Here is a 16,090-nt window from a genome sequence, read left to right on the forward strand (position 1 = left end):
CCCACAATGATACATTCACTCGTTAAAAATAATATCATTATCACGGCAATGCTGCTGAATACAGTTTTTTTGCCTTGCAGCAGCATTGCCCAGGGAACATATTCATTGTTGTTCCGCTGTCCTTATGACGAAATGTCAATGTCAGTTATTGAGAACAACCAACATGAATATGTTGCTGTTGGGTTCGATAACACAAAGCCATATTATGATCTTTCCGGACGCAGAGGAAAGATATGGAAATTTACTAGCCCCACTGACACTTTGACCAAGACTTATTATTTAAATGATACTTCACTTTCATTTATTCAAATTTTTCAAAATGGAGAAGGGAATTATCATGTTTTTGGTATTTACAGTTTCCCTCCTGATTTCAAAGAATATTCGATTGCTATGTTGGAATTAAACTCTGACTTTGAGATTGTTAAGCAAAAGAGCGTAGTATTACCCGACCTCAATCATCATGTTTCTGATGTTATTCGATTCTTCAACGGCTATTACTATTTATTTGGTGTTGGGCATTGGGGCGATACAGTAAAAAGTTTCGTGTTTAAAGTAGATCAGGAACTAAACCTCGTAAATTACTCATGTTTAGCTTCTCCCGCAGAAGAATCAGGTTATTATATGGATTGTATCCTTTCACCTGATTCAACCAGGTTTTATGCGGTTGCATCTTTTCCTAGTGAAGGTGATGGGGCTTGCCATTTATTTGTTTATGATACTGCGCTAAATTTGCTATCGGTTAAAGTTTTCCCAAAGTATTTGGACCTAAATCAGGGAATTTTTGAGGACTTTTCACATAATGTTACCATTGCAAATTTTTCCAATAACAGGATACTTACCGCTGCTGTAATGGGCAAAATGCTTAATTGGGATCAGGAAGTCAAGATTGGATTTTCGTTCCTGGATACTACAATGCAGTGGGTACCACCACAGTATTTTGGTTCCGATGATACTACATTTTATACTGCGTATGGCCGGCCTACGTTTGCCTTCAGGAATCCTGACAGTATATTTTTTACAGGTACCAAGCGACAAATAGCCTCTTTCTTTCCACAAAATCCCAATTGGTTGATAGCGGGTGCTTTGGACTCTACTTTACAACCATATTTTATTAATTATTATGGAGGCGATGCCTATTATCATGCCAACTCCATGCTGCTTACTTCGGATGGGGGGTATTTGATACTTGCCGACCGCTATGATAAAAACACCCAAGACGATGAATATGATGTGTTTTTCCTGAAACTTGATAAAGATGGATTGATAACCGGGAGTGAACATCAAACTTTATGTCCACAAAAAGTTTGCGTTATAAACCCCAATCCTTTTAATGATAATTTACAGATTGATCTGTTTATTGAAAAGGCCAGGTTATCAATTACCGATGTTTCAGGAAGAGAAGCAGCAAATATTTCGCTTTCAAAGGGAAACAACAAAATAAACACAATTTCTTTCCCGGGTGGAATATATTTTGCCCGGATAATCTCAAACAAACAACAAATGCTTCAAACAGAAAAACTAATTAAAATCAAATGATATGAGAAAATTATTTACGCTGGTTACTATGATTTTCAGCTTGTCAATAATCGTAAATTTTTCAAACGCCCAATGTATTAAAACTTCGTGCAATGGTTCATCCAACACAGGCACCCCTGCTGCCGCGCGATTGTATCGCGTGGTTAATTAAAAGTTATTTCATACATTTATCCTGTATTACTTTTTGGATTCTGCCATGAGTCGCAACTATAAATTTTATATCCCGCTTTTCGACCGCGGCTTCACCGGCCATGTTAAGCAGCCGTTTGGTTTGCGTATTTCAGCAAACCAATTACGGATGCTAATCCCGCAGAGGAACGAATGCGGGAAAATGTTGGATGTATTTGGTTTGATTAATATGTTGAGCAACGCGAAATCCCGCAGCGAAGCGTTAGCGGGAAATGGCAGAATGTACGACCCGGTATTGGGCCGTATGCTTTCGCCGGATAATTATGTTTCCCTGCCGGAGCATACACAAGGTTACAACCGTTACACTTATGCCTTGAATAATCCGCTTATTATAACTGATCCCAGTGGTGATAATCCTGTTTTATTGTTTATTGCATTTGCGGGTGTTTTAAACGGGGCTATGTCAGCGCAAAATGGAAATGGGTTTTTGCAGGGTTTTGCCATAGGTACTGCAACAGCTGCTTTGAGCTATGGTGTTGGAGCGGTAATTTCTGCACCAGGCACGGGATTCATTTCAGGAATGATTGGTAATGGAGTATCTGCAGCAGTTAGTGGAATGGCTACATATGGAATTAATTCAATTGTTACAGGACAACAATTTAACTGGAAAGGTTGGGCACTAAATGTTGGTATGTCAATGGCAATGGGGGGGATATCTAAGGGTTTTGATGCAAAATCGAAAGGGTTAGATTTTTGGACTGGACGCGGTATAGTTGAATTGAAAGGATATATCCCAAATTATCAAGGTTCTGAAACTGGTATTAACACTAATGAAGAATTATATGAATACACGAAAAGCAACTTCCAAGGTTCAGAAGATTATGTAGAATGTACCACAATCGGTAATAGTAATAATGAATTACCTTCAAAGTATTTGGTTGACAGCGAAGGCTCTATTTATACAAGTCGAATTGAGAATGGAAAAACTGTCGATTATTATATTGCTGGGTTAACTGAGGTCGGTCATAGACATAAAGCCTCCATTTGGTTATCTAGGAATGTTGTAAATTATACTGGCGACTTGGTTCCTGTTTTAGGTCATGAAGTTATTCATGCATATCATGGTTTTTTTGGTTTTACTGCAACTTATGGAATAAATGCAACTGAATATTTTGCACATCGTTATACTACTTTAACGTTGGGTAATTCACAAACTTACTTTGAGAATAGTATGAAACTGATGTATAGTGATTTCTTTTTTGATGTGCGTAAAATAGCGCCCTATCATTATGGAATTAACTATATTTATCCTAAATGGGTGCCTAAAAGAATATCCAATGGATGGTAAAAACGAGTAGATAAAGCCAAAAATAATTACAAATGAAACCCACATATGCTTTAGACACAAACATGTATGAAAATTATTTTCATACATATGGGTTTCATCAGACCATTTTAATTAAATTTTTTTGCAGATGAAAATAAAAGTTTTGTTTTTAATTCTACTGATGAGCTTAAGTGTTAAACTTAAAGCACAATATGGTTATTATTATAATAAGGATTTGAGTGTTGGGATAGATATTATTTCGTCAATTTATTTTATGCAAATTTTTAATACAGAAATGTTTGCACGAAATGACAAGATGATGATAGATTCTCTGCTCTCAAGAGACAATAAATTATATAATCATCCAACCCTTTCAGATGTATTACATGTACCCATGAAAGGAACTCTCATATCAGGCGGAATTAGCATAGAAAAAGATATTATTTCTTTTAAAGATATTACATCTAATATGGAAATATCATCTTTCATAATGATTGATTCGTTAACGATAAAGTTAAGTTTCTCTACATTCAAGACTTTTTCTGACAGAAAAGATTCATTATATTTCCATAAAATAGTTTCATATTTTAAACCAAATCCTAATGATTTTATTCCTAGTGTATCTTGGAAGTATTCCTATTTAGATGAAATAATACAAGATACTTGTCATAATAAAAATTGGTACTTTTTTGATGGGAATCACAATCTGATTAAAATAATTCCTGATACAGTATTAATTCATCCCTTTTCAAATAAAAAGGATAAAAATAATTGAATTATTACTTAACCATCCGGTAAACTGGATATTCTCTACCACCAAAGGTTTCCTGATCTTGCCCGAGCAGAAATTGGTAGAGTTGGTTTAGGTACGAATACAGATAATTGGCAAAACATACAACAACATCTCCCAAACTACCCACACCCGAATTACCTCAGATCGTATTTTTAATTACTTTTACACCTACGATGAAAAAGGCAACCCCGATGAATATACCTTTCCATCTGATTATACCATTAAAAACGAGTACAAAACCGGTAACGGAGCTTTGCAGAACGTGAAAGAAAAACAAAGCGGTAGAATAATCTATGCACCCGGCAGTTTCAATGCACGTGGGCAGATGCTTCAATATGCCTTATCAATAGCAGGGATTCATACCGCTATTGCAGGTGGAATAACTTATGGAGCAGATGCATTAATAAATAATTCTGCTTTTAACTGGAAAGCGTATGGCATGAATATAGCCACTTCTATGGCTATGGCGGGGTTAAGCTATCAAAAACCTGGGGCTCAACATACAAATTATTCTCTTGCTGATATAGAAGCTGGCGGGATAACTGATCCGAGAAGAGGGTATGGGATGAGGTTTGGTGATCCGCCTGGCTATGTAAAGGTGTCTAGTGAAGAAGGCTTGATAAAGTATAATATTCCTGGGGCTGAAATTGTTAGTACTTCAATTAAAAATGAAGGCATGTCGTTAATAGATATTGCAAATACCTTTTTCGGTGCTGTACAATCACCTTTTTTTGTGATGCAAAATGTTGCTAATATTCCTGGTGGTGACAAAGTTGTATCAAATTCATTTGGGAGGTTTTCTAATTTTATAGGTAATGCTTCATTTGTGTCTAATGCGGGTTATTACTACTTTTCTGATGGAAAGTTTTCAATTGGTGACGGAGCAAGAGTAGTGTCAAATTTAGCGTACAATACGCCCTATGTTGGAAAAGTTTATATGGCTGTTGACATTGGCTTTGGAATTGATGGTTATTCATTAACTGATCGTTTTGGCGATTGGATTGATTATCATTTGGGTGATTATCGCGATGTTGATGGAAGGTTTTTTATACAAAAACGGTAATGAAAAAAATATTTTCAAGGTTGATGTGCCTTTACGATTACATGTATTATCGATTAACGAAATGGTTTAAAAAGTTTTATCCTGAAAAACATATGCCAAGGCAAGGTGTTGCACTTGTATCGCTCTTGCAGTTTTTTGTTCTGTTTGATATTTTTGGCAACTTCTATCTGGCTTTTTACTCTGCATCTGAGAGAAATTCCTCATTGAAATTTATATCAATTATTCTGGTGGTATTTGTATTGATTATAACAGCGTTCAACGATTATAAGTATAAAAGCAAATACAAAGAATACGAAGAGCGCTGGGCCAATCTGGATGAAAAGAAGAAAGATCAGTTAGACATAATTGTGCTTTTATTAGCGATAATACCATTTATTTACTTGCCTATTTTGACCAACGTGTTTGATTTTACGAAATAATAATAAAGTTGCCTGTGAAATTGAAAATAGCTTTGCCAAACACACCTGCCTTACCTCCGACCGAAATTTTAATTATATATACACTTACGATTCCCAAGGCAACCCCGAAGAATATACCTACCCACCCCCTGCTGCCGCGCGATTGTATCGCGTGGTTAGTTAAAAGTTGTTTTTCCTTCAAACGGTTTACCAGCAAGGCAATCGCAAAGGCAATAATTGCAAATCCGAAAGAAAGCCGGAAAGAGTTTATACCAGAACTATTTAGAAAGGCAGGAAATAGCTCATCGAATGTGAATCAATATAATTACTGGAGACATGACAATCATCCGGTAGAATTGTGGAGCAACAAAGTAATTAACAAAAAAATTGATTACATACATAAGAACCCGGTTGATGCAGGATTGGTATTCAGGGCAGAAGATTACGTATATGGCAGCGCTGCTGATGATGCAGGTGAAAAAGGTATGTTAACGATATCATTATTGTTAAGTAATGCCACGCGATGCAATCGCACGGCAGCGGAGGCTTGTTGATTTTACTGTGACTCCCCAAAGTATAGACACAACATTTGGGGTACAGTTCATAAAGGGGCTTTTTTATTTGTAAACTTTTGATGGTATTTATTTACTTTTAAAAAGAGAGGAGCGAAGTTTCTCTCTTTTTTTATGGGTATTTATACTCATCATTCTGATGGCTAAATGTTTCAAAAAGTGGTATTTAAACGAATTGATTGGGCCGTTTAGACAGTGTAATTTTGTACCATAAGATAAGATCCGGCGATCTCATTGTTGAGGATGTTCAAAAGGTCTGCCATCAATCTTTTGCACAATTATCACGGAAACTCAAACCACCATGAAGAATTTTATCATTATTGTAAGTTTGTTAATTCCATCTGTAATTGGTATCGCCCAGCCTCATAAATCAGGGGTTGAAAAAAGCCCGGGTATGATGATGGGTTTGGATAGTACCCTGATAAAAATGGAATATGCCAGATTTAACAATTACAGTGCTTCGGAATACTGGGAACGTATTTATTCGCCTGATAGGCTTATTTACTATTGTGTTAAATCAGATAATAAAAACCAGCTGAACGTGGCTCATATTTATGAGTTTGACCAGGATGGCCTTAATCATAAGTATACTACCATTGCCACTCAGGAAAAAATAAAATACGCCTGCGATTACCTGAACCAGATAGCTTTAAACAATAAATACATCTACGAATATAAAGGCGTAAACAGCAACAACCAGGGGGTGTGGGTGTCGAGTAAAAGAATAAAAGATTTTTCGGATTGTAATTGTGGCAATGTCATGGTTACTGTTACAGCGAATATTTCTGCAACAGGAGCTGAACAGTTGATTAGCAACTGCCCGGTGAAACCAGGGAAATCCGGAGAACTTCTTTCCATTGTTTATTCACCTTTGAATTGAACGAAAACAAATGTTTATGGCCGGGGGGCTAAATAATTATGATTTTAATTTTTAGGGTTTAAAGCGGCGGGGTCTTTTGATCCCGTTTTTTTTGCTGTTGCATTCATTAGTCATTATGGCAGACATTAGTATATCAATCAAACATTTACAGTGTGTGGTTGTTTAAAACTCAAACTGAACTTAAACTGATTTATATGAAACGGCCGATTCTTCTGGTTTTGTGGGTGTTTGTTTTCTCCTGTGCAAATGCTCAGATAAATCTGGTGGGTGCAGGAAACAATCAGGGAAATAATATTGAAATTGTAAAATGGCAGGCGCTTGATTCTGCCTCAGTAGTTACGTTTCCAACGCAACTTGAAGCCTATTATCTGTCATCTTCAGTATTTGATGCCTGGAACGGGCTCTACTATCTTTCAGGTATAAATTCTACGGGCAGCGGTTTGTTTTCATTTAACACCCTTACAAATGAGCAGCAGTTTGTCGATTTTACTTCATTCTCTAACATTTCAGAGATTGATATGAGTACTGGCAAAATCTACAACCTGTTTGCCGATACGTTGGGATTTATCAGTATCAATGAATATGATATTGCTACCGGAACTGACAGTCTGATTGGTCAGGTTTATGAGCAGGGCATACCTGGTTTGGTCGTTGATGCCATTAGCTTTGATGCCAATAACGGTATCCTTTATTATGTGGGAGTTGATAGCACCTCCTCTTTATGTTTATTCAGCTTTCATGTAAGGGAAAATGATTTTTTTTACGAAAAGGTCCAATTGAGTTTTTCAGCACCAATCAACAACATGACAAGTTTAAACTATGACAATGATAAAGATCTACTATTTGCCATGAATGCTGAATTTGATGAATTGGGGAATTATCAGGGGAATAGTGTAGTTGAAATAGACATTAAATCAGGAGAGGTGATAACACGTGGCCAACTTACCGGATTCCCATATTACCTGGCTGCATCTTCTGCTTATGACCAAAATACCGGCAGCATGCTTGTGGTTGCCTTTGATTCAGCCTTTGTCCGGAAAATGATTGTGTTTAATACAAATAACAACACTTTTACGACCGGATTTGTGCCCGGTTCGGTTTCTGAGATAATTTGCGATAACTCTGAATTTGCAAGAAGTACTTATCTTCTGACAGCTGTTTCGAAAAAGGAGCAGGCCAAACTGGTGCTATATCCCAATCCTGCAAACGAACTTGTGAGCATTGAAGGGCATGGTATTGATTCATTGCCTGCTCTCCTTCTGATTTATCAAGTTGATGGTAAGCTGGTAAAAGAAATAAATTTTAATAGCCACCAACTAAAAGTATTGGATGTCAGCGATATGAATGCAGGAATTTATCTGCTCCATCTTAAAACACAGAAAGAGCTATTGCAATCAAAACTGGTCGTTTTCTGATGCTATCAATAGCGCTTTTACTACCAGACTGATGGTCTTTGATGTCTTTATAAATGCATGCCTTGCAGGTTGCTATTGGCTATGAATGCATTGAAAATGTTGATAATGAGGCATTGATGTCATTGTAAAAAGGACATGTATGCTGAGAGCTTTAAAAATATAATGAAAGAATTGTTTCTAATTTAAAATGATTATTAATAAATTTACTGAAACTTAATTAAATTATGAAGACAAAAAATTACATTTCAATGGCATTGGCCGGCTTTTTGGGACTGGCTATGATGACTTCCTGCGGAGGAGGTAAAACCGGAAGTGAATCGTCGGCGGGAGCTGCCTCTGGTGAGGCCACAGTGGAAACTGCAGCCCCCGATGCAGAACAAATGGCCCGCGGCGAGAAAATCTTCAATGAAAAATGCTTTGCTTGTCACCAGGCAAACGGACAGGGCATTCCGAATGTGTTTCCAAGTTTGGTTGGTTCTGATTTTTTGCTTAACCAGAAGGTACTTGCTGTTTCGCAGGTATTGAATGGTTCAGAAAAAGTGTCGGCCAGTAAAACTATCAAATATCCGGCTCCAATGCCTCCACAGCTCGGTAATAAAGAGGATGCTGTGGCTGTTATCAATTATGTACTCAATAACTTTGGAAACAATGGTGGGTACGTTACACTTGAACAAGTTAAGGATGTGGTTATAGAGCCCCGGTAACAGGTTTATCAGGTGAATTTTGGCAGGTTTTCAGTTTATGAGCATTAAGAACCTTGTTTTTGCTTTAAACATCTACCCTGTATCTGTGGCCGGTTTCCTGTGGTTTAAATAAATAATCTTTGCAATTATCTCTTTTTTAAAGACTTAAAATCTGACAGTATGAACATGAAAAAACTTAAGCATCTGGCTCTCGTTATTATTTTGAGTATGGGCAGTACGCTTCAGGCTCAGGATTTCAGCAATTACATTTCGTGCCAGGTAGATGGTAAAGAATACAAGGCAGAGGCCCGAAGAATGAAAATTCCGGTGCGAGGATTTGAGTATCTGGGCCTGGCCGCTTTTCAGGTAAATCCTGATGTTCAGGTTTGGATTCAGCTTTACTATTTTTCTGATAGTCTTAAGCCCGGCACTTATCAGGTAATTTCAGAAGACGATTTGGAGTCTTCTGCCAAAAGAAAGGCTGATCAGGATTTGGTTTGGGTGATGATTGATTATTCAGAAGAAACAAAAGGTCTTGGCCATGCATTTCATGATGGAGAGTCTCTGAGTGGAACGCTAACTATCGACAAGGTGACAAAAACTTCCATTGAAGGCTCATTTGAAGCTACCCTCAGAGGCGTATATTATAAGAAAAGGGCCGTGGCAACCATGACAGGCTCTGGCATTAAAGGCAACCTGGAGCGCAAGGCCTTTACCAAAGCAGGAGGTGGTATGTTGGCCAATGCCGGCCCACATGATCATGATAATACCAAAAAAACAGACGAAACAGATACCATTGTACTCAGTGGAGGAAAGTTTTTCCTGGATTGGTCTAAACCAGCAAAGGACGAATAAGATTTTTTGCTGAAATCAATTCACCGGATACATCATTCTTGTCAAAAGAATTGTTGAATCCGGTGTTTTTTTATAAAATGGCTTGCATGCTCATTACAACCATCATCAGAAAATAATAGATATTGATAAGTATAAAAGAATACTTAAAGTCAACGTTTTCTCTGGCAGGGAAAATCAGCCTGGTAAAAGTGATGACAAGGATTACTGACAGAGCCCATATTGTATAAACAACTGCATGATAGTTAAAATGATAAAAAGCCGGTAACATAATGGCACTTACAGCTGTAGCCGCAATCCAAATAAAGGAGAGGCGCCGGATTTGAATATCTGAAAATCGCGTAGTCAACGACTGAAGCCCGGCCAACTCATATTCATGGCCATAGCGGAGCAATAAAAGCCAGAAATGTGGTATCTGACCGATAAAGAAAAAGAAACCGAGAGCAATGGCGGCAGGATTATTTAAAGAGCCTCCGGCAGCTACCCAGCCTATGAGAGGAGGCAGGGCACCCACAACGCCTCCAGGAACAGCTGCAAAGGCTGACCTGCGTTTGAGTGGCGTATAAATGGCGTTATACCAGAAAAAAGTGAGTAAGCCCAAAATTGCTGTAAGTGAACCGTTGAAAATAAAAAGTATGGCTAACCCTGCGGTTGCAAATAGCAAGATAAAAATCCATGCCTGAAGCATGGAAATAATGCCGGCTGGAATTGGTCTGTTGTGCGTCCGGGGCATAATCAAATCAGTTTTATGCTCCTGAACCTGATTAAGTGCTGATGAAGCACTGGCGAGCAAAAACACTCCTGCAACAGGAAAAACAATGCCACGGGAAAAATTTCCGTGGCTGAGTAAATATCCTGTTAAAGTGGTGAGTGCTACCGGCAGCGAAATGCTGAATTTGCCAAGCCGGGCGCAGGCTGATATTAAGCTGGTTCTCCGCCCTGTCATTGAAGGGTTTTAAGGTATTCAATAATTTTAACAATATCCTCATCGGAAAGCTGCGACTTGTATGAAATCATCTGCCCTTTTGCATAACCCTTTACGATATCGGCGTTGGGTTCATAAATGGATCGCTTGATATATTCATCATCTGCAATAATTTCCCGCTCTTTCCCGTCGGTTTCAACAATCACTTTGCTGCCGTACACTCCTTTGTAGGAGGGTCCCACCAGTTTTGAACCATCAGAAGAATGGCAGGCAATACATCCGTTTATTTCCATCAGGCGCCTGCCTTCGGCTGCGGGATTGGCTGCTGCAGCTGCTTTCATCGATGTGTCGGCCATTTTTGCGTACCAGGCGTCAAATTCCTTTTTAGGCAGTACTTTAACTTCAGTAAACATATAGGAATGTGATAACCCGCAATACTCGGTACAAAACAGCTCATAACTTCCCTCTTTAGTCGGTATAAACCACATTTTATTTCCCCTGTCGGGAACCATGTCTTCTTTTACTCTGAAGGCAGGTATGTAGAGGCTGTGTATCACATCCAGTGAAACAAGATCCAGCATAACAGCTTTATCAACAGGTACATATAGTGTATCTGTTTTAATGCCATTTTCATATTCAAACATCCATGACCACATGCGTGCAGTAGCCGTAACCTTCAATGAATCTTTCGGCGCTGCCTTAATGGGCTGATAACCGGCCCAGCCATAAAAAAACATGATGATTACCAGGATGGTTGGAATGACCGTCCACACAATTTCAAGGGTGTTACTTCCGTGAAGCTGGGTTGCCACCGGATTTCGCTTTTTGTTGTACCGGTATATAAACCAAAGCAATGTACCGGTTATTCCGATAAGAAAAATAACCGAAACCCCTATAATAAAGAAAAAGGCGTTGTCAGTTGTTGAAACAAAGTTTGAAGCTCCTGAGTACATATCGTTTATCTGTATAAGTAATCGAAAAAAGTAATGAGAACCACGGCTGCAAATATCATCAAAACTATGGTGGTCATTATCTTGTAAATTTTGTTGTCGAATTTCAGATGCATAAAGTAAAGCAATACAATAACTGCTTTTACAGAAGCAATAACCATTGCGGCAGCTGTGTTATAAGGGCCCAGTTCAATGCTGGTAACCGCTACGGTTATAACGGTAAGTGAAATCAACAGGAAAAGAACCAGTAGGTGGTCTTTATAGGCAACAATGTGATTTTTATCTTCGCTCATAGCCTTGCAGGATTAATGGATGAGATAGAATAACGGGAACAGAAATATCCAGATCAGGTCAACCAGGTGCCAGTAAAGGCCGCTGTTTTCGAGCAAAGCGTACCTTCCGCTGTTAATGGCGCCGTTGTTTACCTTGTATAGGGACACACTGAGTAAAACCATGCCAACAATAATATGTACGGCATGCAGACCGGTCATGAAAAAGTAAAGGCTGAAAAAGAGCATATCACCATGACCCAGATTTTTCATCAGCTCAGAACCCGGATACATGCCATGCTCAAATTTGGCGCCCCATTCAAAATATTTATTTACCAGAAAAGTGAGAGCCAGCAAGAGTGTTATCATGAGCGAAATCAAAGCAACTTTTTTGTCGCTTTTTTGAATGGCCGAAATGGATATGGCAACAGTAGCCGAACTAACCAGCAATATCACGGTATTGAGAAGCCCGATAGGAATGCTTAGTTCTTCATGAGCCAGATGAAAAGCAACCGGATTTCTGAAGCGGTATACTGAATAAACAATAAACATGCCGCCAAAAAGCAGAATTTCGGTAAAAATAAACAGCCACATGCCTATTTTGGCAGCAGTGTCATCGCGGTGCAGATCGGCGTGATGGGTTGTTGTGTTTTCCATACTTTCAATACTTTATTTATAATCGTAGGCTTCATGATCAACTACCGGAATCTCCTCGAAATTTTCGAGAATCGGGGGAGAGGCAATCGTCCATTCAAGGGTTTTTCCATCCCATGGATCTTCTATTTCTTTTCCTGAACCTTTGCGGGCTTTCAAAAGGTTAATAATTACAATTAGCAGCCCTGTAACCATAATCCATGAACCAACTGTTGAAATTATATTGGGCGTTGTAAACTGTGGTAAATAGTCGTAATAGCGGCGTGGCATTCCTACCATTCCTAAATAGAACATGGGGAAATACAACAGGTTAAAGCCGATAAAAAAGATAACCAGCCCGATGTTGGCGATTTTTCCATTGTAAACCTTGCCATAAATCTTCGGATACCAGTAATGCAAAGCTGCAAAAAAAGCAAAGCCTGTTCCACCGAAAACGATATAATGGAAATGTGCCACAACAAAAGCTGTATCGTGTACATGAATATCGGTGGCCAATGAGCCCAAAACCAGCCCTGAGAAACCCCCGATCATAAACACAAAAATAAAGCCTAATGCCCAGAAAAAAGGAGTTTGTAAATTAATTGAACCTTTATAAAGGGTAGCTGTCCAGTTAAATACCTTAATGGCTGAAGGGATGGCTACCAAAAATGTAATAAAGGAGAATACCCAACGGGCAGTGCTGCTCATACCTGAAGTAAACATATGGTGCCCCCACACAAAGTAACCGACAAAGGCAATGGCCATACTTGAAACCACCATTGCTGAATAGCCAAATACCGTTTTACGTGAAAATGTTACCATAATCTCAGTGATTACGCCCATTGCCGGAAGGATCATAATATAAACGGCAGGGTGAGAGTAAATCCAGAAAAGGTGCTGATACAAAATTGGATCACCGCCAAGTGCAGGGTCGAAAAAACCAATTCCTAATGTTCGCTCTGCAATTACCATCAAAAAAGTAATGCCAACAACAGGAGTAGCCAATAACTGAATCCAACCGGTGCCATAAAGTGTCCAACAGAAAATGGGCATTCTCATCCAACCCATTCCCGGTGCCCTGAGCCTGTGCATGGTTACCAGGAAGTTTAAACCAGTGAGGATAGAGGAAAATCCCAAAATAAAGGCTCCTGTTACTGCTGCAACCACATTGGTATTTGTTTTCAGGCTGTAAGGGGCGTAAAAAGTCCATCCGGTATCAGGAGGGCCGCTTCCCATAAACTGGGAGGTAATCACTATAATGGCTCCTAAAATATAAAGATACCAACTGAATAAATTAAGTCTTGGGAATGAAACATCTTTGGCTCCTATCATAATTGGCAGAAACAGGTTGCCAAAAACTGCGGCCACTCCGGGTATCACAAAAAGAAATATCATGGTAAGCCCGTGCACTGTAAACAGTCCGTTGTAAGTTTGAGCTCCCATTATTTGTTGCCCGGGTGAGATTAGCTCAAATTTCATCAATAACCCCATGATAACTCCTGAAAGAAAGAATGTCATCATAGCGTAGAAATACATCAACCCAATACGCTTATGGTCGGTTGAGGTGAGCCAACCCATCAAGCCTCTGTGCTTTCCCTGGTACTCCAGAAAGTTAGGTTCGTGTTTGTGTTCTTTTTGTTCAGTCATTGCGCGTTTATTCTTTGTTTGATGTTGTTTTTTTTCGGGGTTTCAAAACGAGAATCAGGAAAATGATAACGCCTAATCCAAGAATCAGGCTGCCGGCCATTTTTGTGATATTTAGCACATATTGTTGACCGACAGGGTCATAAGAGTAGCAAAATTGCAACACTTTAAAGATAGTGGGCCCGCTTTTACCTTCGGATGTTTCAACCACAGCCATTTTAAATTCAAAAGGCAAAAAATAAGTTCCCTGAAGGTATCGGGTGATTTTTCCATCAGGACTTATCATAATAACGGTGGCCGAGTGTAGAAAATCATTACCGGCCCGTTTGAATTTAAAGCCAACAGCATTGGTTGCTCTGGTAATATTTGCACTGTCGCCCGTAAAAAAATTCCAGCCGCTTTTGTCAACTTCTTTGGTGATGAGATTCAGATAATTCTCGCGTTTTTTGATGGCGAGGTCAGTGCCTTCCCGCTGGTCAAAACTGATGGTTATCACCTGAAAATCCTTCCCTAAAACCAGGTCGGTTTTGCTGATGACCTCTGCCACACTGGTCATTAAAGGGCTGCAAATTCCCGGACAACGGTAGTAAACAAACATCAGGACAGTCGGTTTGTCAATCATTTGTTTCAGATTGTATAATTTGCCATCTGTTCCGGTAAATGACAGGTCATCGGGCAGGTATTCGTCAAGATGTTCCACGATGCCAATTTCAGGTTGAGGCGATTTGATATCAGCAGTTGCCGGTATCTGAGCCTTTAACCCGAACGAAAGGATGGCAAGCGTTGTTAAAGCAATGATTCTGATTCTCATATTTTTAAGATTTGGTCGGATATCAAATTTACTATAAAAACACATTAGTGCAAATGATGGTGAAGGCTTTCCTCTAAGTAGGGATGGTTGCGCGGGATGATATCCGCAGAAGCAAGTGCTTTACCAACAACCAGAGAAAAGAACCCGGCAAATGCAGCAAAGAAACCTAACTCAACAATACCAAAAACCGGTGTGTGCATCACGCCTGGAAATATCTGTTCATACAGATCGATATACTGGCCAAAAATCAGGAGTATGCATATGGTCATAACCACTTTGATGTTTTTATTCATCAGTTGCGAAAGCAGCATCACAAATGGCAAAAACCAGTTGATGATAAAGTTTACATAGAAAACGACTTTAAATCCATTGTGCCATCTGAAGGCAAAATATTCAGTTTCTTCAGGAATGTTTGCATACCAAATCAGCATAAATTGTGAAAAGGTAAAATATCCCCACACAATACACAACATAAAGATGTATCGCGAAAAATCGAGCAGATGACTTTTGTTAAGTGCAGGAAAATATCCTTTTTGGTGAAGCAGAAGTACAATCAGTACAATAACGGCTGAGCCATGGTAAAATGCTGCCACAAAGTTTCTTAGCGAGAAGATTGTGCTGAACCAATGCACATCAATGGACATTATCCAGTCGAAAGTGGCAAATGAGAAAGTAATGGCAAGCAGGAAAATGTGAATTTTTGACAGCAATTCGCTCTTTTCAAAATAGAGCATTCCACCTTTTTCATCTTCTTCAAGTGAAGCTTTCCGCAATAAACGGGTCATGACTGTCCAGGCGATAAAAAAGATGACCAGTCTGATAAAGAAAAAGGGGATATTTAAATATGGTGCTTTGTGCTGAATGATAGCATCCGTGGCCACTGCTTCCTCATGAGACCAGTGGTAAATCGAATGCATACCAAAATAGAGTAACAGCATAAAGATACCTGAATAAGGTATAAAGGCCATCATGGCTTCCGGAACGCGTTTAAACATTGACGACCATCCTGACTGGGAAATATGCTGCAAGGCAAGGAAGAAGCTTGCTCCAATAGCCAACGAAAGGAAATAGTAGTTATTAAGCAGTAAATTGGCCCAGGCTCTTTCGGGCTGGGTAATAAATCCGTAGATGATAACGGCTGCTCCGGTTGCGATCAACGCAATGGCTGCATATTGAAAGCGTTTTGATACTGTAAATCTTGTGTTCATCT

At 39.1% G+C, this 16,090-nt stretch carries 18 protein-coding genes; 11 read left to right on the forward strand and 7 right to left on the reverse strand.

Features of this window, described 5'->3' with window-relative positions; all coding sequences use genetic code 11:
• Nucleotides 1-6: 6 nt before the first annotated feature.
• The 11 genes from H6541_13620 (at nucleotide 7) to H6541_13670 (ending at nucleotide 9,651) form a co-directional block, all read left to right on the forward strand.
• Entirely contained in the window at nucleotides 7-1,536 is a 1,530-nt protein-coding gene (locus H6541_13620; GenBank protein ID MCB9016822.1) for a T9SS type A sorting domain-containing protein, read from the forward strand.
• Nucleotide 1,537: 1 nt separating this feature from the next.
• Nucleotides 1,538-1,687, forward strand: coding sequence for a hypothetical protein (locus H6541_13625; protein MCB9016823.1), 150 nt, complete (start codon nucleotides 1,538-1,540; stop codon nucleotides 1,685-1,687).
• Between the two features lie 45 nt (nucleotides 1,688-1,732).
• Nucleotides 1,733-3,013, forward strand: coding sequence for a hypothetical protein (locus tag H6541_13630; GenBank protein MCB9016824.1), 1,281 nt, complete (start codon nucleotides 1,733-1,735; stop codon nucleotides 3,011-3,013).
• A gap of 127 nt (nucleotides 3,014-3,140) precedes the next feature.
• Nucleotides 3,141-3,767 (forward strand): hypothetical protein, encoded by a 627-nt coding sequence (locus H6541_13635; protein MCB9016825.1) that lies wholly within the window; start codon nucleotides 3,141-3,143, stop codon nucleotides 3,765-3,767.
• Between the two features lie 271 nt (nucleotides 3,768-4,038).
• On the forward strand, nucleotides 4,039-4,848 hold the full coding sequence (locus tag H6541_13640) for a hypothetical protein (protein MCB9016826.1): 810 nt from the start codon (nucleotides 4,039-4,041) through the stop codon (nucleotides 4,846-4,848).
• On the forward strand, nucleotides 4,848-5,267 hold the full coding sequence (locus H6541_13645; protein ID MCB9016827.1) for a hypothetical protein: 420 nt from the start codon (nucleotides 4,848-4,850) through the stop codon (nucleotides 5,265-5,267). The genes H6541_13640 and H6541_13645 overlap by 1 nt, the downstream gene beginning before the upstream one ends.
• A gap of 14 nt (nucleotides 5,268-5,281) precedes the next feature.
• On the forward strand, nucleotides 5,282-5,800 hold the full coding sequence (locus tag H6541_13650) for a hypothetical protein (protein MCB9016828.1): 519 nt from the start codon (nucleotides 5,282-5,284) through the stop codon (nucleotides 5,798-5,800).
• A gap of 319 nt (nucleotides 5,801-6,119) precedes the next feature.
• Entirely contained in the window at nucleotides 6,120-6,698 is a 579-nt protein-coding gene (locus tag H6541_13655) for a hypothetical protein (protein ID MCB9016829.1), read from the forward strand.
• 194 nt (nucleotides 6,699-6,892) lie between these two features.
• A complete protein-coding gene (locus H6541_13660; GenBank protein MCB9016830.1) occupies nucleotides 6,893-8,113 on the forward strand; it encodes a T9SS type A sorting domain-containing protein in 1,221 nt (406 codons plus the stop codon).
• 224 nt (nucleotides 8,114-8,337) lie between these two features.
• On the forward strand, nucleotides 8,338-8,817 hold the full coding sequence (locus tag H6541_13665) for a cytochrome c (protein ID MCB9016831.1): 480 nt from the start codon (nucleotides 8,338-8,340) through the stop codon (nucleotides 8,815-8,817).
• Between the two features lie 165 nt (nucleotides 8,818-8,982).
• A complete protein-coding gene (locus H6541_13670; GenBank protein ID MCB9016832.1) occupies nucleotides 8,983-9,651 on the forward strand; it encodes a hypothetical protein in 669 nt (222 codons plus the stop codon).
• A 70-nt stretch (nucleotides 9,652-9,721) separates the two neighbouring features.
• Here H6541_13670 and H6541_13675 read toward each other — a convergent pair whose 3' ends face one another.
• Genes H6541_13675 through H6541_13705 form a run of 7 tightly spaced genes read right to left on the reverse strand, consistent with a single transcriptional unit; the run spans nucleotide 9,722 to nucleotide 16,088 of the window.
• Nucleotides 9,722-10,594, reverse strand: a complete 873-nt coding sequence (locus H6541_13675) for a protoheme IX farnesyltransferase (protein MCB9016833.1) — start codon at nucleotides 10,592-10,594, stop codon at nucleotides 9,722-9,724.
• A complete protein-coding gene (coxB, locus tag H6541_13680) occupies nucleotides 10,591-11,526 on the reverse strand; it encodes a cytochrome c oxidase subunit II (protein ID MCB9016834.1) in 936 nt (311 codons plus the stop codon). The genes H6541_13675 and coxB overlap by 4 nt, the downstream gene beginning before the upstream one ends.
• A gap of 5 nt (nucleotides 11,527-11,531) precedes the next feature.
• Nucleotides 11,532-11,816: a cytochrome C oxidase subunit IV family protein gene (locus tag H6541_13685; GenBank protein ID MCB9016835.1), complete on the reverse strand. Its 285-nt coding sequence runs from the start codon at nucleotides 11,814-11,816 to the stop codon at nucleotides 11,532-11,534.
• 12 nt (nucleotides 11,817-11,828) lie between these two features.
• The gene (locus tag H6541_13690) at nucleotides 11,829-12,449 is read right to left on the reverse strand and encodes a cytochrome c oxidase subunit 3 family protein (protein MCB9016836.1); all 621 of its coding nucleotides are present in this window, start codon (nucleotides 12,447-12,449) and stop codon (nucleotides 11,829-11,831) included.
• Nucleotides 12,450-12,461: 12 nt separating this feature from the next.
• The gene (locus H6541_13695) at nucleotides 12,462-14,072 is read right to left on the reverse strand and encodes a cbb3-type cytochrome c oxidase subunit I (protein ID MCB9016837.1); all 1,611 of its coding nucleotides are present in this window, start codon (nucleotides 14,070-14,072) and stop codon (nucleotides 12,462-12,464) included.
• A gap of 7 nt (nucleotides 14,073-14,079) precedes the next feature.
• The gene (locus H6541_13700; protein MCB9016838.1) at nucleotides 14,080-14,880 is read right to left on the reverse strand and encodes an SCO family protein; all 801 of its coding nucleotides are present in this window, start codon (nucleotides 14,878-14,880) and stop codon (nucleotides 14,080-14,082) included.
• Between the two features lie 44 nt (nucleotides 14,881-14,924).
• Nucleotides 14,925-16,088, reverse strand: a complete 1,164-nt coding sequence (locus tag H6541_13705) for a quinol:cytochrome C oxidoreductase (GenBank protein ID MCB9016839.1) — start codon at nucleotides 16,086-16,088, stop codon at nucleotides 14,925-14,927.
• Nucleotides 16,089-16,090 lie beyond the last annotated feature (2 nt).

It is taken from the genome of Lentimicrobiaceae bacterium (genome assembly GCA_020636745.1).
GTDB lineage: Bacteria > Bacteroidota > Bacteroidia > Bacteroidales > Lentimicrobiaceae > Lentimicrobium.